This is a genomic window from Agrobacterium sp. CMT1 (assembly GCF_037203725.1).
Taxonomy (GTDB): domain Bacteria; phylum Pseudomonadota; class Alphaproteobacteria; order Rhizobiales; family Rhizobiaceae; genus Agrobacterium; species Agrobacterium pusense.
Genome location: NZ_JBBCAR010000007.1, coordinates 864060 through 886145 on the forward strand (window position 1 = coordinate 864060; position 22086 = coordinate 886145).

Below are 22086 nucleotides of genomic sequence, written 5' to 3' on the forward strand. Positions count from 1 at the left end.
GCCAAAACAAGTCCGGTCTCCCAGACGAGACATTTATCGTCGTGACCTGCGCGCCGATACCGTGCCCTACTTCTTCTTGCCATCCGCTGTCGTGGCGTTTGCGAATTTCACCTGCGAACCGGCTGGCGCCGCGGCGGGTGTTTTTGTCTTGTCCTTCTTCGGCTTGCGGATTTCCTTGTTACTGCGCAACTGACCCTTTGCCATGGTGTCGTCCTCCTGCGTTGACCGGGTGATGTAAAAGCGCCCGCTATCTGTTACCGGATCGTTTCTTTGCGGGCACCGGATCGGCGGCGACAACCGCCGCTTCCTGTGCCTCGCGAAGCTGGCGAAGGCGTTCCGTCTTGCGGGCGCGCTGGTCGGCTTCGGCGTTGATGATCTGCTTTGCCGCGCTGTCGGTCAATGATGCTTTGTCCTGAGCGGACAGTTTACCGGGCTTGAAAAAAACTTCTTTCGTGGCGGCCATGGCAGTCTCCTTCGCGGAAGTGCGGTGTAGGGCGTTTACCGGGTACGGGCGGCCTTTTTGGGCGCTGGCAGCAGCCCTTCGCGCTGCATCTTCTTTTTCTCCAGCTTGCGGTGGCGGCGTACGGCTTCGGCTTCTTCGCGAACACGCTTTTCCGACGGCTTTTCATAGGATTCGCGGGCGCGCATCTCGCGGAAAATGCCTTCACGCTGCATTCTCTTTTTCAGGACGCGAAGGGCCTGTTCAACATTGTTGTCTCTGACGAGTACCTGCAAGACTATCTCCTTTAAGCGGCCAATGCCGCTACTTTCTGATTTTGATCGTGTTCAGGTTGATCCAGCTTGATCCGGTTTCGCGTGGCGAGAGGCTTTCGCCTTTGCCCAGCCGCGAAGCCGTCGACATCGATGCATCTATCTCATCGAGTGCGACGCTGCGCTCAAAATTCTCGTGCTGGAAACGCACCTTGTAACGAACCGTTCCCTGGGCTTCGGGCATGACTGACACAATCCGGCCGGGACCATCGGGCTGTGCATTGCCAAGGACGCCGGACTTCAAAAAGACGGTGTCACCGCAATGATAGGAATTTTTACGCATGAGGACCTCCATGGCCCAAAAACAAAAGGCCGGGCTTTAACCCGACCTCTCACAGTCATCGGCAAGCGCAGCCAGTACATCCGTGGTCTGCGGTGCCAAAATGACGAATATCAAGCTGCCTGAAGGTTGTCGGCAGAGCTCTTTCCGGACCGACGGTCCTGGACGATCTCGTAGCTGATCTTCTGGCCGTCGTTCAGAGAACGCATGCCAGCGCGCTCGACAGCGGAAATGTGGACGAAAACGTCCGTGCCGCCATTGTCAGGCTGAATGAAGCCGAAGCCCTTGGTGGCGTTAAACCACTTTACAGTACCAGTGTTCATAACGATTTCCTTTCGTAGAATCGTTGTGGTTCCCGCGATACCTTGCGGGATAAGATCGATTATTTGAGAGGAAATCCGACGGGGAACAGTCTGTTCCAGAACGACGTCACAAGCAATGGTCGATAAGGCAAATATAAGCTCAATTTTCGATTTTGCAATGACCACCGTGAAGAAACAGGTATTTCGCGACGGTTCGGGAGCTAAGTTACTGTTAATGCGCCGAAATATAATAAATGTATGATATTTCGGCGCAAATGGTCATCAGCCGGCGCCAGGCGTGACGTCCTTGCTGTCGCCATCCGGCAGGCTTCCTGCGCCTGGTGTCTTTTCATGGTCGGTCAGGGAAGGTTTGGCGTGCGGGCCTGCAGGAGGAATGTCGCTGGCCTTCGAAGCCCTGTTGTCGTCGTTTTTCGTCTTTTGCTCTTGCGTCATGGCGTTCTCCTTTTGACAGGGAAACGCCGACGGCAGGACGAGGTTCCGTAACCGTGCAAGGGCGCGGGCGGGCGTGATCGGTCAGCGGCGGGAGCGCGGCTTCTTCTCTTCCCGATTCATGTCGCGCCCCACCCATTTGAAGAATACGACGAGGCTGACGCCGATGATGATGAGCGGAACGATGGATTGCAAACTGGACATGACTCACTCTTTCTTCCCCCGGCAATCAATTTACCGGTATGGAAGGAGTGCGTAATCTGCGGAATATCGCCCGTTCTTTTTGGTGGTTGCCCGTGGCGGATGGCACCACGGGCTGAGGCCGCTTAGAGGGGCAGGGATTTCACCGGCTGGGAGCCGCCTTCCAGCGCACTTTTCAGTGCCGCCACGCCTGTCAGAACCGACATGGCGCCAGCGCGCGAACCAGCCCGCTGCCGCAGCCGGTCGTTGGAGCCGGGCTTGAAGATCATGTCGCGCATGCGGTTGTCGCCGCCATAATGGCCGCCCGGCTCGTGCGGCACCCAGATGTGCTCAACACCGCCGCCGAAGCTCTTCACCAGCAGGATTTCATCGGCTGGCGGCTCCGTCCAGGGCTGCTTTTCATATTGGCGCATCTCGATGCGACCCTTGTGGCCGTTGAAGGCGATGTGGTGACCCTCTATCGGCATGTAGGTGTTGAGTGAATAGGAAACCTGCACGCCGCTGGCATAACGGATCGAAGCGCTCATGGTATCGGGAATGTCGATGTCCTCCCGGAAGACGCAGGCATCACGCATGTATCCGTCAATGCTCGACGGGTCCTCGTAGAGCGCATCGAGGAAAGGATCGGCGCCGAGGTCCATGAAATAATCACACTCATTCTTGTGCGGACAGGTGCGACAGCGCGTTCCGCGGAACGGGCCGTTCTTGCCATAATGCAGCAATTGCCCGAAGCCCTTCACCTCGACGGGATCGGAGTCGAGATACCAGTTCAGGAGGTCGAAATGGTGCGTGGCCTTGTGCACGAACAGGCTGCCGGAATGTTCGGTGAAGGCATGCCACCGGCGGAAATAATCCGCGCCGTGCTGGTTATCGAGATACCAGTGGAAATCCACCGAGGTAACGGTGCCGATGGCGCCTTCGTCGATCAGTTCCTTGATGCGGGCGGCGGTGGGAGAGAAGCGATAATTGAAGGAGACATCGACCCGGCGGCCGCTTTTGGCCTCGGCTGCGCGAATCCGGTCAATCTTTTCGGGGGTGGTGGTCATCGGCTTTTCGCTGATGACGTCTGCCCCGCCTTCCAGCGCGCGGATGATGATGTCGTCATGCGTATCGTCGGGCGTGCAGACGATCACCAGCTCCGGGCGCTGCTCTTCCATCATCCGGTCGAAATCGTCGTAAAGCGGTGCGCTCGATCCCATCATGGCGCGAGCCCGTTCGGCGCGCATCAGGTTCAGGTCGCAAATGCCGACGAGTTCGACATAGTCGCTCCAGCCGGCCAGCAATTCGCGGCCCCACATGGTGGTGCCACGATTGCCGGTGCCGACCAGCGCATAGCGTTTGCGTTTCACCCTTTCAGGCATTGTCTCTCTCCCGGATCTATCAACAAACAGTCTTGAAACGCTCGACCACGGTGGCGAGGACCTCGTCCACCGGGCGCGCCTGCCAGCGATGCGAAAAGATTTCCACTTCCTGCGGGCCGTGGAAGCCCGCAGCCTCGATCATGGCGCGAAATGCCTTGAGGTCAATCACACCATCTCCCATCATGCCGCGATCGTTGAGCGGGTCAGTGGTCGGCACCAGCCAGTCGCAGATGTGATGGGCGAGAATTTGGCCATTCCTGCCGGCCCGCGCCACCTGCTCCTCCAGTTCCGGGTCCCACCAGACATGATAGACATCGATGGCCACGCCGGTACCGGCACCCAGCCGGTCACAGAGGTCGAGCGATTGTTTCAGCGTGTTGATGCAGGCGCGGTCCGCGGCATAGAAAGGATGCAGCGGTTCAATGGCGAGCGGCACGCCGGCAGCCCTCGCATAAGGAAGAAGTTCTGCCATGCCGTCCTCCACCATCTGCCGCGCACCTTTCAGATCGCGCGAACCGGCGGGCAGGCCGCCCACGACAAGCACAAGGCAGTCGGCCTTCATGGCAGCGGCCTCATCGACGGCGCGTTTATTGTCCTCGATGGCGAGACGTCGGCCTTCAGCGTCAGGAGCCGGGAAAAAACCGCCGCGGCAATGACCGGACAGGCGCAGGCCGTTCCGCTCAACGATGCGGGCGGCCTCCGCAAGGCCGATACCGTTCACCTGCTCGCGCCACGGTGAGATGGTGGTGATGCCATGGGCGAGGCAGGCATCCACGATGGCACCGAAATTTGCGCCTTGCCGCACGGTCGCGAAATTGATGGAAAGGCCTTCAAGGCTCATGTTCTATCCTCCCTCGTTCTGCTTCAGCTGATACCCCGGACGGCGAGAAATGCCTTCATCCGGTGCGTCGCCAGGTCAGGTTCAGCCAGCACGTTGGCCTTGTCCGCCAGCCGGAAAAGCTCGGCGAAATGCTGCGTGGAACGGGTGCTTTCCTGGCCGCCGACCATGGTGAAATGATCCTGCAATCCGTTGAGATAGGCGAGGAACACCACGCCGGTCTTGTAGAAGCGGGTGGGCGCCTTGAAGATGTGGCGTGAAAGCGCCACCGTCGGCTCCAGAATATCGAAAAATTCATTGTCAGCACCGCGCTTCAGGCTGGCCAGCGCCTTGGACGCAGCAGGCGCGATGGCATCGAAAATGCCGAGGAGCGCATCCGAATGACCCTGTTCGTCACCGGCGATCAATTCGGCATAATTGAAATCGTCGCCGGTATACATGCGCACGCCAGCGGGCAGGCGGCGGCGCATGGCAATTTCCTTTTCCTTGGAGAGAAGTGAAATCTTGATGCCGTCGATCTTGTCGGCATTCTCCTCGATCATGGCAAGGCAGGTGTCCATGGCGGTCATATGGTCGCCCGAACCCCAGTAGCCCTCGAGCGCCGGGTCGAACATTTCGCCCAGCCAGTGGATCACCACTTTCTGTTCGGCGCGGGAAAGCACCCTGGTGTAGGTCTTGAGGTAATCATCGGGCGAACGGGCGGCGGCGGCGAGCGCGCGGCTGGCCATCAGGATAACGCGCCCGCCTTCTCCCTGAACAAAATCAAGCTGTTCGAGGTAAGAGTGGACAATCTGGTTCAGATCGTAACCGCTGCCGTTCAGATGATCGGTGCCCACCCCGCAGGCAATCAGCGCATCCTTGCGGCTGGCGGCTTCCTTGAGCGAACGGGAGATCAGCTCCTGGGCCTGCGGCCATGCCAGCCCCATGCCGCGCTGAGCCGTGTCCATCGCTTCCGCGACCCCGAGGCCGAGGTCCCAAAGGCGATGACGGAACCGCAAGGTCGCGTCCCAATCGATCGCGGGGGTCAGCCACGGGTCGTTGTCGGCAAGCGGATCGGCCACCACGTGGGCGGCTGCGAAAGCGACGCGGTTGAAATCGGCGGCACTTCGTTTTTCAACCGCGACCGGCGTGCCGGATAATCTGTAAACCTCGATGCTGCGGTCGTCCTTCGGAAGCTTGAGTTCACTCATGTCAGCCTCCTCAGGAAAGGGCGGGAACGTCGAGCCAGCGGCGTTCCTTCCATGATTTCAGCCCCAGCTCGGCAAGCTGCACGCCCTTCACGCCTTCCATCAGGCCATAAGGCCACGGGTCGTTATCGACGAGGTGGCGGATGAACATTTCCCACTGTGCCTTGAAGCCGTTGTCATAAATGACGTTGTCCGGCACCTCCTGCCAAGTCTTGTAGAAGTCGATGGTCTGCGGCTGGTCGGGGTTCCATACCGGCTTCGGCGTGTTGGTGCGGTGCTGGGTGAAGCACTTCGTCAAGCCAGCGACGGCCGAGCCGTGGGTGCCGTCCACCTGGAAGGTGACGAGATCGTCACGGCGCACCCGTACCGCCCATGAAGAGTTGATGTGGGCGATAACTCCGCCCTCCAGTTCGAAGGTGGCGTAGGCGGCGTCGTCCGCATCCGCCTTATAGGCTTTGCCCTGTTCATCGAAACGCTCCGGAATGTGCGTCGCTCCGAGGCAGCTCACGGATTTCACCGGTCCGAACAGATTGTCGAGCACATAACGCCAGTGGCAAAGCATATCGAGAATGATGCCGCCGCCATCCTTCAGGCGGTAGTTCCATGAGGGGCGTTGCGCTGGCTGCCAGTCGCCCTCGAAGACCCAGTAACCGAACTCGCCCCGCACGGAGAGAATCTTGCCGAAGAAGCCGCTGTCGCGCAGCATGGCGAGCTTGCGAAGGCCGGGCAGGAACAGCTTGTCCTGCACCACGCCGTGCTTGATGCCCGCACTTTCGGCCAGGCGGGCAATCGCCAGCGCCTCATCCATCGTGTCCGAAATCGGTTTTTCGCAATAGACGTTCTTACCGGCCTTGATGGCTTTTTCCAAAAGGCTGCCACGCATCTGTGTCGTGCCAGCGTCGAAGAACAGTGTGTCGTCAGGGTTGGCGAGAGCGGCATCAATATCGGTCGTCCAGCGCGCGACATTATGCTTTTTGGCGATTTCCTCGATCTTCGCGCCGTTGCGGCCGACGAGAATGGGATCAAGCATCACCCTTTCACCGTTCTTCAAAAGCACGCCGCCCTGATCGCGAATGGCGAGAACGGAGCGCACGAGATGCTGGTTGTAACCCATGCGGCCGGTGATGCCGTGCATGATGACGCCGATACGTTTCATGAATTTCCTCCCAAGGCGACCTTTTCCCGCAAGGCCGCTTCCGTCAAACATGGTAATTTGTAACCATTTGGTTATTTGTGATCGCGAAGAACACGATCTGTCAAGGTGTTTTTTGACAGGAAAAATTGATGAGGTTTGAAGGCTCGCCCTTGCAGTCATTCGCTGCGCCGCAAAAGAAAATGACGCGCTTCGCGGATGCGAATGGCGCGTCATCGCTGTAGTTAAACAGGAATCCGGTTTGGCTCGTTCAGACCCGCCGCACTGCAGCAAGCAACGTGTCGACGATGTGCTGGCCCCATCGCTCCAGCTCGGCAGGGTCTGTCAGGTCGCGCTGGAAGATCGTTGACAGGGTGAACCTGTTCGACAGGTAGAAGGCGCCGAGCGAAGCGATGGTCAGATAAACGTCGATCGGGTCGAGGCCGTCACGGAATTCGCCGGCGTCGCTGCCACGCCGCAGCACGTCCTCAAGCTCGGAAATGAAATTTGAGTGCATCGCCGTGATCGTCGGTGATTGCCTGAGATACCGGGCTTTATTGAGGTTTTCCGTAGCGAGGATGCTGAGGAATTCGGGGTGGTCGAGAAAGTAGTGCCAGGTGAAAAGCGCAAGTTCCCGCAAGCCCTCGGACGGGGCCTTACGGGCCAGATCAAGCCGTCTTTCAGTATGGCGGATATGGCGGTAGGCGTCTTCCAGAACGGCGAGATAAAGCGCATCCTTGTCGCCGAAGTAATGGTAGATCATCCTCTTGTTGGTCCCGGCGCGGCGGGCGACGACATCGATTCTGGCCCCCGCCAGCCCTTTGGCGGCCACCTCGCGGCGGGCAGCTTCAAGAATGGCGGCGCGGGTTCTTTCCGGGTTTCGCACCTGGGCTGTGGCCCGTTTGCGCTTTGCCGGCAGCGTTTCCTCCACGGCCGGATCGGGGCCCGGATCGGACGGCTGGTTCTTAGTCGTTTCTTCCATTTCGGCACCCGCTTGACAATGTTTGCGATCGGTGTTCCCATGTAACCAATTAGTTATAAAACGGCAAGTGTCGTTTGCGTTCATCATCAATTGGCAGTCAATAGGGAGGAGTTGCCAATGCCCGTGATGCTTCAGAGGAGAACTGTGCTTTCGGCGGGGCTTGCGGCCCTGTCGCTTGCAGCATTGGGAGGTGGTTCGGCGCAGGCGCAGGCCGCGCGCCTTCGCATGTTGTGGTGGGGGTCGCAGGAGCGTGCCGATCGCACCAACAAGGCGATAGCAGCCTACAAGCAGGTGAAGCCCGATCTCGACATCGCCGGGGAATTCGCCGGCTGGAGCGATTATTGGCCGCGCCTTGCAACGCAGGTGGCGGGCCGCAATGCGCCCGATCTGATCCAGATGGATTATCGTTACATCTTCGAATATGGCCGGCGCGGCGCGCTGGCGCCGCTGGATGATTACATCGGCAAGGGCTTGAAGATCGAGGATTTCGGCAAGATGAACATCGATTCCGGCCGGGTCGATGGAAAGCTTTACGGCATCAATCTGGGGGTCAATTCCAGCGCCGTCTTCTTTGACAGGGCGGCTTGGGAAAAATCCGGCGCGACACCGCCGGCCATCGGCCAGACCTGGGAGGAGTTTGCCGAAAATGCCGCCAAGCTCAGCAAGAACAAGCCGAAGCCCGGTTATTACGCCACAGCCGATGCGAGCGGCGTGGAGCCGAGCTTTGAAAACTGGCTGCGCCAGAACGGCAAGTCACTCTACACGCAGGATGGCGGCATCGGCTTCGATCCGACCGACGCGACCAAGTGGTTCACGCTCTGGGCGGATCTGCGCAAGAGTGGTGCCTGCGTGCCCGCCGATGTGCAGGCGCTCGACCAGCTCAATATCGAAACCAACCCTTTGACGACGGGCAAAGCGGCAACCGCATTTGCCCATTCCAACCAGTTCGTCGGGTATCAGAAGCTCAACAAGGCCAAACTTGCCATCAGCTCCTATCCGAAGAGCACGAAGGACGGCCCTTCCGGCCACTACCTTAAACCTTCCATGCTCATCAGCGTCGCCAATGGCAGTGCCGGTATCGAACAGGCCGTCGGGTTTATCAATTTCCTCGTCGCCGAGCCGGAAGGCATCGATATTCTCGGCGTGGAGCGCGGCGTTCCGGCGTCGGAATCCATGCGCAACGCGCTGACCCCGAAACTCGATGAAGTCAGCAAGAGCATGGTGGAATATATCGCCGAAATTACACCCGGCGTCGGCGATCTGCCGCCGGCGCCACCTCCGGGTGCGGGCGAATTCGCCTTTGTCCTGAAACGCACGGCGGAAGAAGTCGGCTTCGGCAAGATCACCCCGGAAGAAGGCGGTGACCGCCTCGTCAAGGAATCCGAAACCGTTATCAAACGGAAGTGATGGTTTATGGCCTTTCGATCTGAAACTCTTGTGGGGGAGAGCCGTGGCGCGGCTCTCCCGAAACGGGGCGGCCTGAAGCGGATCTTCGACCGCAACATTCACGCCTACCTGTTTCTCCTGCCCTGGCTGATCGGCTTTTTCGGCCTCACGCTGGGCCCGGCGCTTGCGTCGCTTTATCTGTCCTTCACCAACTACGACCTGTTGCAGTCGCCGGACTGGGTGGGTGCGGCCAATTATGTGCGCATCGCCACGGCCGACCCGAAGTTTGCCGCAGCCATGCAGGTCACCTTCACCTATGTGCTGCTGTCGGTGCCGCTGAAGCTGATCTTCGCGCTGCTGGTGGCGCTCGCCTTCAACCGCGGCATCCGCGGCCTGACCCTCTATCGGGCGATTTTCTATCTGCCGTCCTTGTTGGGCTCCAGCGTCGCGATTGCCGTTCTCTGGCGTCAGCTTTTCGCCTCTGACGGTCTCGTCAACATGATACTCTGGCAAGCCTTTGGTTATGAAGGGCCGAGCTGGATTTCCAATCCGGATTATTCGATCTACACGCTGGTCATCCTGTCGGTCTGGCAGTTCGGTTCGCCGATGATCATTTTCCTCGCAGGTCTGAGGCAAATTCCGCAGGACATGTATGAGGCCGCCGAAATCGATGGCGCGAGCAAGGTGCGGCAGTTCTTCCGCATTACGCTGCCGCTTCTGACGCCCGTCATCTTCTTCAACGCCGTGATCCAGACGATCGACGCCTTCAAGGCCTTCACGCCGGCCTTCATCATTTCCGAGGGCACCGGCGGGCCGATCAATTCGACTCTGTTCTACACGCTCTATCTTTACCAGGAAGCCTTTGGTTTCTTCCGCATGGGTTATGCCTCGGCGCTTGCCTGGATCCTGGTGATCATCATCTCGCTGTTCACGGCCTTCTCGTTCCTCAGCGCAAAATACTGGGTGCATTACGATGACTGACGCTGTTACCGCTCCCCGGCCGGGACAAGGCCCGCAACGCTCGCCGCTGAAATCGGTGATGCTCCATACGGCGCTGATCATCGCCTCCTTTGCGATGCTCTATCCGATCCTGTGGATGATTTCAGGCTCCTTCCGGCCGCAGGACGAGCTGTTCGGCTCATCCTCGCTCATTCCCTCGGCGGTGGATGTCGGCGGTTATATCAGAGGCTGGACCGGGCTGCAGGTGAGCTTTGGGCAGTTCTTCTGGAACTCCTTCTTCATCTCGGTGCTGGCCACCATCGGCAACGTGGTCGGCTGCTCGCTCACGGCGTTCGCTTTTGCAAGGCTTCGCTTCGGCGGGCGCAATTTCTGGTTCGCGCTGATGCTCGGCACCTTGATGCTGCCCTATCACGTTGTGCTCATCCCGCAATATATCCTGTTTCTGGAAATGGGCTGGGTGAACACATCGCTGCCGCTGATCGTGCCGAAGTATCTCGCGACGGACGCCTTCTTCATCTTCCTGATGGTGCAGTTCTTCCGCGGTATTCCGCGTGAGCTGGATGAAGCGGCTGTCATGGATGGCTGCTCGCCCTTCCGTATCTACTGGAAGATCATGCTGCCCCTGTCGCTGCCGGTTCTGGCAACGGCCGCCATCTTTTCCTTCATCTGGACCTGGGACGATTTCTTCGGTCCGCTGATCTATCTGAACGACATCAACACCTACACCGTGCAGCTTGGTCTCAGGTCCTTCGTGGATTCCACCGGCAGCTCGGACTGGACCTCGCTTTTCGCCATGTCCAACCTGTCACTGGTGCCGGTCTTCCTGTTTTTCCTGTTCTTCCAGCGGCTGCTGATTGAAGGCATCGCGACGACGGGAATGAAACGCTGACCGAGAACGCATTTTATAAGACCATCAATACTGTCGCGGCTGCCCTTAGCGCGGCGCGACAGTCGGGAGAAACAGCATGGCAAGCAGCATTACTCTGGAAAAAATCGTCAAGCGGTTCGGTGCTTTTCCGGTCGTTCACGGCATCGATCTCAAGATCGAGCCGGGCGAATTCACCGTCTTCGTCGGCCCTTCGGGCTGTGGCAAATCCACGCTTCTGCGCATGATCGCCGGGCTTGAGGAAATCTCCGAAGGCGATCTGCGTATCGACGGTGAGAGGGTCAACGAAACCGCTGCCTCCAAGCGCGGCATCGCCATGGTCTTCCAGTCCTACGCGCTCTATCCGCATATGAGCGTCTACAAGAACCTCGCCTTCGGGCTGGAAACCGCTGGCTACAAAAAACCGGAAGTCGAGGCGCGGGTGCAGAAGGCCGCCGATATCCTGCAGATCGGCCCGCTGTTGCAGCGCAAGCCGAAGGCACTTTCCGGCGGCCAGCGCCAGCGTGTCGCCATCGGTCGCGCCATCGTGCGCGAGCCGAAAATCTTCCTCTTCGACGAACCGCTTTCCAACCTCGATGCGGAACTGCGCGTGCAGATGCGCGTCGAAATTGCCAAGCTGCACCAGACGCTCGGCAGCACCATGATCTATGTGACGCATGACCAGGTGGAAGCCATGACCATGGCCGACAAGATCGTCGTGCTGCGCGACGGCCGCATCATGCAGGTTGGCCGCCCGCTCGATCTCTACAACAATCCCGCAAACCAGTTCGTCGCGGGGTTCATCGGCTCACCGAAGATGAATTTCCTCTCCGCAAAAGTGGCTTCAGGCGACACCTCCAACCGCACCATCGAAGTGGCGGGACAGCGCATCGTGCTTGAAAAACCGGTCACTGCTCAGCAGGGGGAACCGCTCACCTTCGGTGTGCGCCCGGAACATGTGAACCCGCAGGCGCAATCCTCTCTCGGTGAAGCTTCCATCCAGCTCGTGGAACATCTCGGCGGCTCGACGGTGGTTTACACCAGCACCCCCGACGGCCAGCCAGCGACCGTGCTTCTCGATGGCCAGCGCCAGATCCGCATCGGAGAAACGATTCCCTTTGCGTTCGATCTGGGCAAGACGCATCTGTTTGGGGCGGATGGACGGCGGATATGAGAATGAGTGGTGAGCTGTCTCACTAGGGCTAACAAAGTCCACCAAGCTTTGCGTTCTTCATCCTCGGGCTTGTCCCGAGGATTTGCGACGTGTTTGTTCCACATGATCAGGTTCCCGGCGCCGGGCCGGGGGTGACGTCGCGTGTGAGGTTAATCGTGCGCTAATCGGCCACTCCGCGGCCAGCGAGTATCTTGCCTAGTGTCAGCGCGTCTGCCGCAAACTGGCCGATGTCATCACCCCTGACGAATTCCAGCATCGCATAGGCGGTTCTCGCCCATTCGCCCTCAGGCAAAGCCTCGATGCACGCCCGCCAGTAGTCTGCGCGGTCGGCAAGCGGCAGGCGGCTGGCGTCGGCGAGCCAGGCGAAAACATGCAGATGGCAGATGCGCGGGCCGAGCGCGGATATTTCCGCGAGTGCCTCTTCCAGCGGCAGGCCCGGGGCGGGTTGCCAGTAGAAGAACAGGTTGGGCATCGGCAAATCCTGCGCCAGCTGCTGGGCGGAGGGGAGGGCGTCTGTCAGCGAATTGGGGTGGTATTCGAGACCGATTGTCATGTGAAACTCAGCTGCTCGGTGAGCAATTGTCGCCAGCGCTTCCGTTGCCGCGCGGCGTTCCGCGGGTGTGTAATCGGCGGATGGACGTTTGCGTTGCCCCGGCCAGATACGGATATGGCGTGTGCCGAGCGCCCTTGCCGTTTCGAGCACACTGGTCACATCGTCAGGTGTGAAATCCGGCGCGAAGATATAGGAACCGTAGGACGAGACGGTGAGGCCCGCTTCTGCCGTTCGCGCCGCAACCTGCCGCGCATTTTCGAGGTCGCCCGGCGGGACATGGACATCCGCACCCCATTCGATCGCCCTGATGCCATTGCTGGCCGCAAGCTTAATGACGACCTGTGGCGTCAGGGAGCGGAAGGTGACGGAGCAGAGGCCGGGTTCGAAAGGTCTCACGCGATCAGTTCCAGATGTTCGGGCCGCACCTGCTGCTGCAAAGGCACTGCGCAGCAGAAGCGTTCGATTTCGGCAATCGCCATGTCGCCGAGCCTCGCCCGTTCGAGACCGGTGGCGCCGGCAATATGCGGCGTCAGGAAGACGTTCGGCAGGCTGTAAAAGGGCGAGTCCGGCGGCGGCACTTCGGGATCGGTCACGTCGATGACGGCTTCGATGCGTCCGGTTTTCAGTTCGGCCAGAAGCGCGTCTTCATCCACAAGTGCGCCGCGCGCCGTGTTGATCAGGGTTGCGCCGTCCTTCATGCGGGCAAGCGCTGCCGCGCCAATCATGTGCCGCGTCTGCGGCAGGGAGGGCGCATGCAGGGAAATGACATCGCTCGCCGCCATCAGCTCTTCGAGCGAGGCAAGACGGACGCCGAGCTTTTCCGCTTCCGCAGCACCGAGAAGCGGGTCGAAAAGCATGAGATTGAGATCGAAGGGCTGCAATAGACCAATGACGCGACGTCCGATGCGTGACGCGCCGACGATGCCGACCGTGAGGCCGAGATTGCCGATGGCCTGCGCCTGCAATCGCTCGACCGGGGCTCGGTCGCGATGCTCCAGATAAAGACGCCTGAAGCCGAAGGTCCGCTTGCCGGCCAGCAGGATCATCGCCAGCGAAAATTCTGCGACCGGCTGCGCATTCGCCTCTGCGGCGCTGCACACCGTAACGCCCCGATCGAACACCGCTTGCGACAGGAAATATTTTACCGTGCCGGCAGCATGGGAGATGAGCCTGAGGCGGGGCATCAGCGCCAGTTCCTGCGCGCCGATATCCGGACAGCCCCAGCCGGTCAGGAGGATATCCGTCTTCGCCAGCTGCTCTTCCACCGCGGGATCGTGGAAATCGCGGATTGTGCCTGTGTCGAGAATCTCGACCCTCTCTGACAACCTGTCGAGCGCCTGCGATGTCAGCACATGCTCGGTCCGTTCCGGGTCCATGGCTATGCTGAGACGCGGAATCGGGCTCGTCATTGCGGCTCTCCCCTGGCCGCCATGCTGCTGACCGGCACGCCCTCTCTCGCGAAGAGGCGATCAAGCGCCTCTAGATCGGGAATGGCTGGAACCGAAGCCATTGCTTTCTCGCCTTCCGGGCCGCTCACCCCGGCAAAGACCGCGCAAATCAGAACGCTCTCGCCGGCAGCGATCTGGCCGCGCAATTGCGGCACGGTGGTCTTGGCGTTGATGAGATTTGTATTGGGCAGTGCCTTCAGCGCCACGCCGTGCCGGTCTATGCTCGAACCGAGATCGATGATTGCCGATATGTCAGTGCCACAATCCGTCGTCGCCCGTCCGGCCTCTTCGCTCATGGCGTCGCGGTCGCCATCGTTGCGGTTGATCGCAAAGCCACCTTCCGTAACCCAAAGGGAGCGGGCAGAGGTGATCCGGTGCAGTCTGATATGCCAGTCGCCAGCCGCAACCAGCGTGGTTTCAACGGCGACGTCGGCAAACGGCTTCCATGTCGCCCGCAGGCTTGCTCCCGCCAGCAGAACCTTTTCGTTGGTCTCGCGCACGCGGTAATGCAGTCCGTCCTCGGAAAAGGCCAGCATATTGTCGAAACCGTTGGTCTTGAAGCCACGCTCGTCCACCTCCACGCCGAAGCCGTAGCGGGAGGAATAGGCGAATTTTGCGTATTTTTCCGGCCCGCCGCGCATGGAGAGATTTTCCTGGCCGCTGGAGAGCGCCGTGACGTTGCCTTTCGTCCGCATCATCACCATGCCGGGGTGAACAAGCGGCTTAGGGCTTGCGGACGGTTCGGGCAGCCTTTCCTCCGCCAGCCAGAAGGGATGACTTTCCGGCAGGGCGAGCGGCAGGAAAGCCTTGAAAGCCCAATAGGGCGAACCTGCCGAATTATAACTTTCCGACATGGTGAGCTGCGGATAGGCGTAGCCGATGGAGAGCACGCCATCGCGATCGGCAATCGGCTTTTTGACCCACCAGCGCAGATGCTGCAGATAAAGGCCCTTGATCTCGCCCCAGGGCAGCGCCTCCTCGTCGGCAAAGGCAAGGCCCGCCCAGAAACCGCCACAGGCAAAACGGTAGGTCATGGAGCGGCCGAAAGCCAGGGTTCCGCCATCCTCATCGAACCAGCTGGCAAAATCGCCAGCGAAAAGCCGTGCGCGCTGCCGGTAACGCTCGGCATAGGCGTCATCAGGCTTGCTGAGTTTCGCGTAAATCAGCCCGTAGAAATGCATGGCGAAGGCAATGTAGTGATCGATGCGGCGATAGTTGCCGTCGCGATACCAGCCGTCGGATATATAGAAATCGTCGAGCTCCTTCTGGAAGGTTTCGGTCAGGCTGCGATCGAATTCGATACCGAGATGATCCAGCGCCATGTCGACCATGATGCGAAAAAACTTCCAATTATTATCGGCGTAACCGCGCTCACGGGCGGTCAGCAAATAGCAGCGCACATTGTCTTTCTGTGTATCGGACAGTGGTTCCCACAGATGCTGCGGCGCAAGCCGCAGTGCAAAACCGATTGCAGCGAGCTCCACCAGCCGCTGATCCTTCTGGCGCACATCACCCCAGTATTCAGGATGGGAAGGATCGGTGCCGTTGGCTATGCCCCGGGCGAGAAGCGGCCAATGGTCGAAACGATCGCCACTCAGCGCAAGCGGTGCGATGCCCCAGAGCGGTCGGGCAAAGCCTTCCAGATCGGCCGCCGCCCGGTCGAAGTGCGCGGCTGCTCCGCTGAGCGTCACCCTTGCGCCACCCTGCGAGAAATAGGGAAGAAGCGGCGCAAAGCTATCATCCAGCGCCCGCCGGACATCGGCGCGGCTTTTGAGCGGATTGCCGTGCAGCGGATTAAATCGCGCCATATGGGGTCTGCTCATGGTATCATGCATCGCGCGTCGCCTTTCCCGTCTTTTTCGCCTTGCCGGCTGTCTGTCCTTCGACCAGCTGCACGCCAAGTTGCACCTGACGGGCATTGGCGGAAGGTTCGGTCAGGCGCCGCCGCAGCAGGTCAACCGCTTCGCGCGCAATCTCGCGGCGATCGACGCGGATCGTGCTGAGACGTGGGGTAGAAAGTTCGGCAAAGGGCAGGTCATCGAAACCGATGATGGAAAGATCGTCGGGAACGCCGAGGCCCAGCTCCTGCGCTGCGCCGAGTGCGCCAAGGGCAATTGCGTCATTCATACAGAAGATGCCTGTCAGTTCAGGGTTTTTGGCCAGCAGCTGGCGAACTGCGTCGCCCGCCTGCCCGAAGCCGCTATCTGCCGTCGAAAGCAGGAACTCCTCATAGGTCGTTCCTTTTTCCTCAAGGATCGTATGGCGGAAGCCGCGCATACGCTCCCTGATGGTGTGGCGATGATGCGGACCGATATAGGCGACCTTGCGATGGCCGAGTTCCAGAAGCCGCCGGGCCGCCAGCGCGCCGCCGTAAAAATTGGAAGGCGAAACGCAATCGAGCATCATGGAGGGGTCAGCACTGTTGACAAGAACAGGTTGCAGTACGCCCTGCGTGATGCGGTGGATGATCTCCTCCTCGGGATCGAGCCCGATGGCCAGGAGGCCGTCCACCTCACAGACCCGCTGGATCAGGGAATCGTCGATCTGCTTCTGGTGCAATAGCCTGATGTCGAGTTCGAAACCGTCCGTCTGGGCGAGGCTGCGCAGCACATCGAAAATATCGTGGTAAAACGCGCCAATATCGCCCGTCGCCCTTTCCGCGGACATGAGCGCGAGGATTGTCTTGCCTTCCAGCTGCACACCGGCCGCCTGATTGGTTGCCGGTCGCAAGGGGTAGCCGAGCTCCGCCGCAACTCCCAGAACCTTGGTCTGGATCGACGCGCTGATCCCTTTTTCCCCTGCGAGAACACGCGAGACTGTGCTGATGGAGACCCCGGCGCGCTGGGCGATATCCGACTGGCGCGGACGGCTGATGTCGGGCGTATCGTTCATATCGGCTCCTGCGCTTGCAAAAAAATCTATTATGATGCAAATATTGCAAACAGAGAAAATTTGCAAGAATTTAAGTGATATCAGAAAAATTTGCAAAACGCGGGAGGAGCAGATGCAAATGATTGATAGACGCGGGTTTTTGGTGACGGCGGCGCTGGCGAGCCTGGGTGCTGCGGCGGGCGGTTTTCGCGCGGCTGCGGCTGAAACCCGGCTTCGTTGCGTGTGGTGGGGATCTGCCGATCGCAGCAAGCGCACCAACGATGTGATCGCTCTTTACCAGAAGGCCAATCCGCAGACCGAGATCAGCGGGGAAATGATCGCCGGTTCCGATTACTGGACCAAGCTTGCGACATCGATGGCGGGGCGAAACGTCGCCGATATCTTCCAGCTTGAACCCTCCACCATCGCCGATTATTCGGGTCGAGGCGCCTGCATGGAGCTGGATCAGTTCGTCGGCAAGTCGCTTGATCTTTCCACCTTCGGCAAAAGCGAGATCGATCTCTGCCGTATCGATGGCAAGCTTTACGGCGTCGGCCTCGGGCTCAATTCCTTCTGCATGATGTATGACGCCGACACGCTGAAAGAAGCGGGTGTTTCCGTTCCACAGGATCAGATCACCTGGAAGGCGCTTGCTGAACTGGCGCGCGATTTCAAGAAGAACGGCCCGGCAAAACGCAACTATTGGGCCGTACCCTATGGCGCGCGTTATCATTATGTCTTCGACGTCTGGCTGCGCCAGCGCGGCAAGCTTCTGTTCCAGGACGGCACCATCGGCTTCAACAAGGAAGATGCCAAGGAATGGTTCGCCTATTGGGAGGACCTGCGCGAGAACAAGCTCTGCGTTTCCGCCGATATCCAGACGCGTGACGACAATACCATCGAATCCAACGCGCTGACGCTTGGCAATTCCGCCATTGGTTTTGCCTATTCCAACCAGCTCGTCGGTTACCAGAAACTCAATAAGCAAACGCTGTCCATCGGCATGCTGCCGGGTGAGGGGCCGGGCAAGCCGACCGGGCATTATTATCGGCCGGGCCTCATCTGGTCCATTTCGTCCACTTCGACCAACGCGGAAGCGGCGGCGAAATTCATCAACTTCTTCGTCAACGATCTGGAAGCAGGCAAGGTACTCGGCGTCGAGCGCGGCGTGCCGCCCGCCAAGGTCGTGCGCGAGGCATTGTTGCCGACGCTCAACGAGACCGAGCGCAAGACGGTGGATTACATTGAGAGCCTGTCGGGCAAGCTCGATCCCTATCCGGAGCCCGCCCCGATCGGCGCCAATGAGTTCGACCGCGGCGTGATGCGCCCCATAGCCGATTCGCTCGCCTTCGGCCGCGCCACCGTGGATGAAGCAGCGCAAAATCTCGTCGACACCGGCACGCGGACCCTGCGCAAGCGCGGCTGACGACGAAAGGGCACCGCCGCGCGGTCTCGCAGCCGCGTGGCGATGCCTTTTTCATGAAGCGAGGGCGGTGAATCCCGCTTTCCGTCTTTTGGAAGCGCCTGCATGGCAAACAGCACTGGACAAGTGCATGGCATTTAAGCCAGAAATTCTGATCTGGATCGATAAATCTGAAGATTAGAATATGGCGCCCAATTTCCTTCTCGTTGATGCTGAAAAAGAATTCGATGTGCTGAAAGCGGCCGCATCGCTGATCCGCGTGCAGATATTGAAGCTCTTGCACGAGGCGAGCGGTCTCAATGTGAATGAAATCGCCCAGAGGCTGGATTTGCCCCAATCCACCGTTTCCGCCGGCGTGGCCGTTCTGGAGGAGGCGGGGTTGCTGCGAACCGAGACGCGCAAGGCGCGCAAGGGCAGCCAGAAAATCTGCTTTGCCACCTGCGACGAACTCATCGTTTCCTTCCGAAAACCCGAAACCCCGGCGACCTCAAACTATATTGCCGTGGCGATGCCTCTCGGTCTTTACACGCAAAGTTCGGTAACGGCGCCCTGTGGCATCTGCTCGCCGGAGGGCATTATCGGGCTTCTGGATGTGCCCGATACGTTCATGGATCCGGACCGCATGAAGACGGCCTTGTTATGGCTGACATCGGGTTTCGTCGAGTATCAGTTCCCCAATAACGCCAAGATTCAGGGGCGGGAGGTCGAGGAAGTCGAGTTTTCCATGGAGGTCAGTTCCGAGGTTCCCGGAACCCACAGCAACTGGCCGTCGGACATCACCCTGTCCGTCAACGGCAGGGAAATCGGCGTCTGGACGTCGCCCGGCGATTTCGGAGACAAGCGGGGAACATTCACGCCGGACTGGTGGAAGCTGTCCGGTTCGCAATACGGTATGCTGAAAACATGGCGGATTACCGCCCAGGGAACCTTTGTGGATGGGACCCGGATTTCGGATGTGACGCTCGCGGATATCGATCTGACCAGCCACCGTTCCATCCGGCTGCGCATCGAGGTCAAGGCGGATGCTAAACATCCGGGCGGGCTGAACATATTTGGCCGCGGGTTCGGAAATTACGACCAGGACATCGTTCTTCGCCTGCGAACCGCTTCCTGATCCAGCAAATTTAATAAGTATGATTTTCGCGGTTGACAGGCGCGGATTCCCTCGGCAACTATATTATCAAATGTGGTTTATACCACATTTCACGATATAAATGCGCATGGGAGGAGAGCCTTATGAAAGCGCGGGTTTCAGTCCACCGGGACTTCCGGATTGGGCGTATCGACGATCGTCTTTATTCCGCCTTCATCGAACATATGGGGCGCGCCATATACGGCGGCATCTACGAGCCGGGCCATCCTCAGGCGGATGAAAACGGCTTTCGCAAGGACGTTCTGAAATTCGTGCAGGACCTGAAGATCCCGGCCATCCGTTATCCGGGCGGCAACTTCGTTTCGGCCTATCGCTGGGAAGACGGCATTGGGCCGCGCGACCAGCGTCCCATCCGTCTCGATCTCGCCTGGCGCTCCAAGGAAACCAACCAGATCGGCATCAATGAATTCGCCGACTGGGCGCAGATGGCCGGCATCGAGATGATGCTCGCCGTCAATCTCGGCTCCCGTGGTCTGGACGACGCCCGCAACTTCCTCGAATACGTCAACTTCCCCGGCGGTACGACGCTCAGCGACCTGCGCCGCAGCCATGGCGCCGAAAAACCGCATGGCGTGAAAATGTGGTGCCTTGGCAACGAAATGGACGGTCCCTGGCAGATCGGTCACAAAACGGCGGTGGAGTACGGGCGTCTCGCCAACGAAACCGCCAAGGCCTTCAAGGGTTTCGACCCGACAATTGAAGCAATTGTCTGCGGCAGCTCCAATGACGGCATGCCCACTTATCCCGAATGGGAGCGGGAAGTTCTCGAGGAGTGCTATGAAAATGTGGATCACATCTCGCTGCATAAATATTTCGGCAACAACAGCCGCGACACGCTGAATTATTTCGGCAAGATCGAGGAAACCGGGCGCTACATCCAGACGATTGCGGGCGTCATCGATTATGTGAAGGCGAAGAAGCGCGCCAAGAACGACGTCTCCATCTGCTTCGACGAATGGAACGTCTGGTATCACATCCGCGAAGAAGACGGCAAACGCATCAAGAGCTGGGACTGGCCGGAAGCGCCCGCACTTCTCGAAGAGACATACAATTTCGAGGACGCGCTGTTCGTGGCGGGTCTGCTCAACGAGTTCATCCGCCGTTCGGATCGGGTGCGCATCGCCTGCATCGCGCAGCTCGTCAATGTCATCGCCCCCATCCGTGCCGAGAAGAACGGCCCGGCATGGCGTCAGACGATCTATTATCCATACCAGTTCGCTTCGCTTTATGGCCGTGGCGTCGCGCTGAATGTCGCCGTTGATTGCCCGACCTATGACTGCAATGCGGCCGATGATGTCAAATATCTCGATGTCGCCGGTGTCTATGACGAGGCGGAAGGCATGGTGACATTGTTCGTGTTGAACCGGCACTTGACCGAGGCCGCCGACCTCAATGTCAGCCTCACCGGTTTCTCGTCGGCCACGCTCGATCTGCATCTGGCCATGGCGGGATATGATCTGCGTGTCGGTAATGGCCCGGATCAGCCGGATCGTGTCGTGCCGGTGCCGGGCAGCGGTGTCGGCGTCGAAGACGGAGCGCTGAAGGGGTCCGTGCCGGCGCTGTCTTATCATGTGCTGCGTCTGAAGGTTCAGTGAGGCGGCCATGGGTGTCCGTCTCAACAATATCGCCAAGTCCTTCGGCTCCTTCGCGGCGATCCGGGATGTCTCGATGGATATCCCGACCGGCAGCTTCGCGGTCTTCGTCGGGCCTTCCGGCTGCGGAAAATCCACGCTGCTGCGGATGATTGCCGGTCTTGAAGAGACCAGCGGCGGACGCATCGCCATCGACGACCGTGATGTCACGGCCGTCGAGCCGGCGGATCGCGGCGTTGCGATGGTTTTCCAGAACTATGCCCTCTATCCGCATCTGACGGTGTTCGAGAACATGGCGTTCAGCCTGCGTCTTGCCCGCCGGCCGAAGGCGGAGGTGAATGAGAGGGTGGGCGAGGCGGCCCGAATCCTGCAGCTGGAAGATCATCTGCAGAAAAAACCGTCGCAGCTTTCCGGAGGACAGCGCCAGCGCGTCGCCATCGGCCGCGCCATCGTTCGACAGCCGAAGGTCTTCCTGTTCGATGAGCCGCTTTCGAACCTCGATGCGGAGTTGCGCGTGCAGATGCGGCTGGAGCTGACCCGGCTTCACCGCAAGCTGGGTGCCACAATGATCTATGTCACCCATGATCAGGTGGAGGCCATGACGCTCGCGGACAAGATCTTCGTGTTGAAGGGCGGTGTCGTGCAGCAGGCGGGTGCACCGCTCACCCTCTATGACGATCCTGATAACCGGTTCGTTGCGGGCTTCATCGGCTCACCGGCGATGAACTTCCTGCAGGCGGACGTCGTCGGACAGCACGAAGGCGTCGTGACGCTTTCGCCCGATGGCGGGCATGGACATATCGAGGCGCGGCTCTCGCAACCCGTCTCCGCCGGGCAGCGTGTCGAGATCGGGATCCGGCCCGAGCATCTGATCATAACACAGGACGGTGCCTTGCCGGTCGTTGTCGAGGTCGCGGAAGAGCTGGGCGACGTCTCCTACCTCTATACCCGCACCGGGGCCGGCAGGGAAATCATCGTGCAGCGCCAGGGCTCGCGCGAGAGCCTGGATGGCCGTCCGGTTTCGCTCACCGCCGCGCCCGACCACATCATGGTTTTCGACAGCGACGGCAGAAGGTTGCGATAGGCGCGAGGAGGCGCCTGTCGATGCAGCAGACCATCCCCATGGGGTGTTTTCAAAGAAAACGGGAGGAGTGAAC

Annotated in this window: 23 protein-coding genes; 8 read left to right on the forward strand and 15 right to left on the reverse strand. The window is 59.6% G+C overall.

The window, feature by feature from the left end:
- Window positions 1-66: 66 nt before the first annotated feature.
- The 11 genes from WA845_RS12540 to WA845_RS12590 all read right to left on the reverse strand — a co-directional run bounded on the left by WA845_RS12540 (window position 67) and on the right by WA845_RS12590 (window position 7504).
- Window positions 67-204 carry a hypothetical protein gene (locus WA845_RS12540; protein WP_004444959.1) on the reverse strand — a complete coding sequence of 46 codons (138 nt, stop codon included), beginning with the start codon at window positions 202-204 and terminating at the stop codon, window positions 67-69.
- A gap of 43 nt (window positions 205-247) precedes the next feature.
- Window positions 248-463 carry a hypothetical protein gene (locus WA845_RS12545; RefSeq protein ID WP_004444958.1) on the reverse strand — a complete coding sequence of 72 codons (216 nt, stop codon included), beginning with the start codon at window positions 461-463 and terminating at the stop codon, window positions 248-250.
- Window positions 464-498: 35 nt separating this feature from the next.
- Window positions 499-735: a 30S ribosomal protein S21 gene (rpsU, locus tag WA845_RS12550; RefSeq protein WP_006700627.1), complete on the reverse strand. Its 237-nt coding sequence runs from the start codon at window positions 733-735 to the stop codon at window positions 499-501.
- A 28-nt stretch (window positions 736-763) separates the two neighbouring features.
- Complete coding sequence (locus tag WA845_RS12555) at window positions 764-1054, reverse strand: cold-shock protein (RefSeq protein WP_337322352.1); 291 nt, start codon at window positions 1052-1054, stop codon at window positions 764-766.
- A 110-nt stretch (window positions 1055-1164) separates the two neighbouring features.
- Window positions 1165-1374 carry a cold-shock protein gene (locus WA845_RS12560; RefSeq protein ID WP_003508146.1) on the reverse strand — a complete coding sequence of 70 codons (210 nt, stop codon included), beginning with the start codon at window positions 1372-1374 and terminating at the stop codon, window positions 1165-1167.
- Between the two features lie 261 nt (window positions 1375-1635).
- Window positions 1636-1806, reverse strand: a complete 171-nt coding sequence (locus WA845_RS12565) for a hypothetical protein (protein WP_022562637.1) — start codon at window positions 1804-1806, stop codon at window positions 1636-1638.
- 323 nt (window positions 1807-2129) lie between these two features.
- Window positions 2130-3365, reverse strand: a complete 1236-nt coding sequence (locus WA845_RS12570) for a Gfo/Idh/MocA family protein (protein WP_006700545.1) — start codon at window positions 3363-3365, stop codon at window positions 2130-2132.
- Window positions 3366-3384: 19 nt separating this feature from the next.
- A complete protein-coding gene (locus tag WA845_RS12575) occupies window positions 3385-4206 on the reverse strand; it encodes a sugar phosphate isomerase/epimerase family protein (protein ID WP_004444942.1) in 822 nt (273 codons plus the stop codon).
- A 23-nt stretch (window positions 4207-4229) separates the two neighbouring features.
- A complete protein-coding gene (locus WA845_RS12580) occupies window positions 4230-5393 on the reverse strand; it encodes a dihydrodipicolinate synthase family protein (RefSeq protein ID WP_313476536.1) in 1164 nt (387 codons plus the stop codon).
- A gap of 10 nt (window positions 5394-5403) precedes the next feature.
- Complete coding sequence (locus WA845_RS12585; protein ID WP_172873544.1) at window positions 5404-6546, reverse strand: Gfo/Idh/MocA family protein; 1143 nt, start codon at window positions 6544-6546, stop codon at window positions 5404-5406.
- 247 nt (window positions 6547-6793) lie between these two features.
- Entirely contained in the window at window positions 6794-7504 is a 711-nt protein-coding gene (locus WA845_RS12590) for a TetR/AcrR family transcriptional regulator (protein ID WP_100911160.1), read from the reverse strand.
- Window positions 7505-7621: 117 nt separating this feature from the next.
- Here WA845_RS12590 and WA845_RS12595 point away from each other — a divergent pair, with 117 nt between their 5' ends.
- From WA845_RS12595 to WA845_RS12610, 4 genes are all read left to right on the forward strand, one after another.
- Window positions 7622-8911 carry an ABC transporter substrate-binding protein gene (locus tag WA845_RS12595; protein ID WP_004444937.1) on the forward strand — a complete coding sequence of 430 codons (1290 nt, stop codon included), beginning with the start codon at window positions 7622-7624 and terminating at the stop codon, window positions 8909-8911.
- Window positions 8912-8917: 6 nt separating this feature from the next.
- Window positions 8918-9871: a carbohydrate ABC transporter permease gene (locus WA845_RS12600; protein ID WP_004444936.1), complete on the forward strand. Its 954-nt coding sequence runs from the start codon at window positions 8918-8920 to the stop codon at window positions 9869-9871.
- Window positions 9864-10739: a carbohydrate ABC transporter permease gene (locus tag WA845_RS12605; RefSeq protein ID WP_004444935.1), complete on the forward strand. Its 876-nt coding sequence runs from the start codon at window positions 9864-9866 to the stop codon at window positions 10737-10739. The genes WA845_RS12600 and WA845_RS12605 overlap by 8 nt, the downstream gene beginning before the upstream one ends.
- 76 nt (window positions 10740-10815) lie before the next feature.
- On the forward strand, window positions 10816-11889 hold the full coding sequence (locus tag WA845_RS12610) for an ABC transporter ATP-binding protein (protein ID WP_108081625.1): 1074 nt from the start codon (window positions 10816-10818) through the stop codon (window positions 11887-11889).
- Window positions 11890-12049: 160 nt separating this feature from the next.
- Here the strand turns inward: WA845_RS12610 and WA845_RS12615 are convergent, their stop codons facing one another.
- Genes WA845_RS12615 through WA845_RS12630 form a run of 4 tightly spaced genes read right to left on the reverse strand, consistent with a single transcriptional unit; the run spans window position 12050 to window position 16782 of the window.
- A complete protein-coding gene (locus WA845_RS12615; protein WP_112554178.1) occupies window positions 12050-12838 on the reverse strand; it encodes a TIM barrel protein in 789 nt (262 codons plus the stop codon).
- Complete coding sequence (locus WA845_RS12620; RefSeq protein WP_112554180.1) at window positions 12835-13851, reverse strand: NAD(P)-dependent oxidoreductase; 1017 nt, start codon at window positions 13849-13851, stop codon at window positions 12835-12837. Before WA845_RS12620 ends, WA845_RS12615 begins: the two co-directional genes overlap by 4 nt.
- A complete protein-coding gene (locus tag WA845_RS12625) occupies window positions 13848-15725 on the reverse strand; it encodes a DUF2264 domain-containing protein (protein ID WP_112554182.1) in 1878 nt (625 codons plus the stop codon). The genes WA845_RS12620 and WA845_RS12625 overlap by 4 nt, the downstream gene beginning before the upstream one ends.
- On the reverse strand, window positions 15718-16782 hold the full coding sequence (locus WA845_RS12630; RefSeq protein WP_022562628.1) for a LacI family DNA-binding transcriptional regulator: 1065 nt from the start codon (window positions 16780-16782) through the stop codon (window positions 15718-15720). The genes WA845_RS12625 and WA845_RS12630 overlap by 8 nt, the downstream gene beginning before the upstream one ends.
- A gap of 112 nt (window positions 16783-16894) precedes the next feature.
- Here WA845_RS12630 and WA845_RS12635 point away from each other — a divergent pair, with 112 nt between their 5' ends.
- The 4 genes from WA845_RS12635 (at window position 16895) to WA845_RS12650 (ending at window position 22013) form a co-directional block, all read left to right on the forward strand.
- Window positions 16895-18187: an ABC transporter substrate-binding protein gene (locus WA845_RS12635; protein ID WP_022562627.1), complete on the forward strand. Its 1293-nt coding sequence runs from the start codon at window positions 16895-16897 to the stop codon at window positions 18185-18187.
- A 181-nt stretch (window positions 18188-18368) separates the two neighbouring features.
- Entirely contained in the window at window positions 18369-19298 is a 930-nt protein-coding gene (locus WA845_RS12640; protein WP_112554184.1) for a helix-turn-helix domain-containing protein, read from the forward strand.
- Between the two features lie 122 nt (window positions 19299-19420).
- A complete protein-coding gene (gene arfA / locus WA845_RS12645; RefSeq protein WP_112554186.1) occupies window positions 19421-20932 on the forward strand; it encodes an arabinosylfuranosidase ArfA in 1512 nt (503 codons plus the stop codon).
- A 7-nt stretch (window positions 20933-20939) separates the two neighbouring features.
- Window positions 20940-22013, forward strand: a complete 1074-nt coding sequence (locus tag WA845_RS12650) for an ABC transporter ATP-binding protein (protein WP_006700547.1) — start codon at window positions 20940-20942, stop codon at window positions 22011-22013.
- Window positions 22014-22086 lie beyond the last annotated feature (73 nt).

What these genes read in the sequence shown, in the direction of transcription:
- WA845_RS12540 (WP_004444959.1), bottom strand. Translation starts at nt 204, where the DNA reads ATGGCAAAGGGTCAGTTGCGCAGTAACAAGGAAATCCGCAAGCCGAAG.
- WA845_RS12545 (WP_004444958.1), bottom strand. Translation starts at nt 463, where the DNA reads ATGGCCGCCACGAAAGAAGTTTTTTTCAAGCCCGGTAAACTGTCCGCT.
- WA845_RS12555 (WP_337322352.1), bottom strand. Translation starts at nt 1,054, where the DNA reads ATGCGTAAAAATTCCTATCATTGCGGTGACACCGTCTTTTTGAAGTCC.
- WA845_RS12560 (WP_003508146.1), bottom strand. Translation starts at nt 1,374, where the DNA reads ATGAACACTGGTACTGTAAAGTGGTTTAACGCCACCAAGGGCTTCGGC.
- WA845_RS12565 (WP_022562637.1), bottom strand. Translation starts at nt 1,806, where the DNA reads ATGACGCAAGAGCAAAAGACGAAAAACGACGACAACAGGGCTTCGAAG.
- WA845_RS12570 (WP_006700545.1), bottom strand. Translation starts at nt 3,365, where the DNA reads ATGCCTGAAAGGGTGAAACGCAAACGCTATGCGCTGGTCGGCACCGGC.
- WA845_RS12575 (WP_004444942.1), bottom strand. Translation starts at nt 4,206, where the DNA reads ATGAGCCTTGAAGGCCTTTCCATCAATTTCGCGACCGTGCGGCAAGGC.
- WA845_RS12580 (WP_313476536.1), bottom strand. Translation starts at nt 5,393, where the DNA reads ATGAGTGAACTCAAGCTTCCGAAGGACGACCGCAGCATCGAGGTTTAC.
- WA845_RS12585 (WP_172873544.1), bottom strand. Translation starts at nt 6,546, where the DNA reads ATGAAACGTATCGGCGTCATCATGCACGGCATCACCGGCCGCATGGGT.
- WA845_RS12590 (WP_100911160.1), bottom strand. Translation starts at nt 7,504, where the DNA reads ATGGAAGAAACGACTAAGAACCAGCCGTCCGATCCGGGCCCCGATCCG.
- WA845_RS12595 (WP_004444937.1), top strand. Translation starts at nt 7,622, where the DNA reads ATGCCCGTGATGCTTCAGAGGAGAACTGTGCTTTCGGCGGGGCTTGCG.
- WA845_RS12600 (WP_004444936.1), top strand. Translation starts at nt 8,918, where the DNA reads ATGGCCTTTCGATCTGAAACTCTTGTGGGGGAGAGCCGTGGCGCGGCT.
- WA845_RS12605 (WP_004444935.1), top strand. Translation starts at nt 9,864, where the DNA reads ATGACTGACGCTGTTACCGCTCCCCGGCCGGGACAAGGCCCGCAACGC.
- WA845_RS12610 (WP_108081625.1), top strand. Translation starts at nt 10,816, where the DNA reads ATGGCAAGCAGCATTACTCTGGAAAAAATCGTCAAGCGGTTCGGTGCT.
- WA845_RS12620 (WP_112554180.1), bottom strand. Translation starts at nt 13,851, where the DNA reads ATGACGAGCCCGATTCCGCGTCTCAGCATAGCCATGGACCCGGAACGG.
- WA845_RS12625 (WP_112554182.1), bottom strand. Translation starts at nt 15,725, where the DNA reads ATGCATGATACCATGAGCAGACCCCATATGGCGCGATTTAATCCGCTG.
- WA845_RS12630 (WP_022562628.1), bottom strand. Translation starts at nt 16,782, where the DNA reads ATGAACGATACGCCCGACATCAGCCGTCCGCGCCAGTCGGATATCGCC.
- WA845_RS12635 (WP_022562627.1), top strand. Translation starts at nt 16,895, where the DNA reads ATGCAAATGATTGATAGACGCGGGTTTTTGGTGACGGCGGCGCTGGCG.
- WA845_RS12640 (WP_112554184.1), top strand. Translation starts at nt 18,369, where the DNA reads ATGGCGCCCAATTTCCTTCTCGTTGATGCTGAAAAAGAATTCGATGTG.
- arfA (WP_112554186.1), top strand. Translation starts at nt 19,421, where the DNA reads ATGAAAGCGCGGGTTTCAGTCCACCGGGACTTCCGGATTGGGCGTATC.
- WA845_RS12650 (WP_006700547.1), top strand. Translation starts at nt 20,940, where the DNA reads ATGGGTGTCCGTCTCAACAATATCGCCAAGTCCTTCGGCTCCTTCGCG.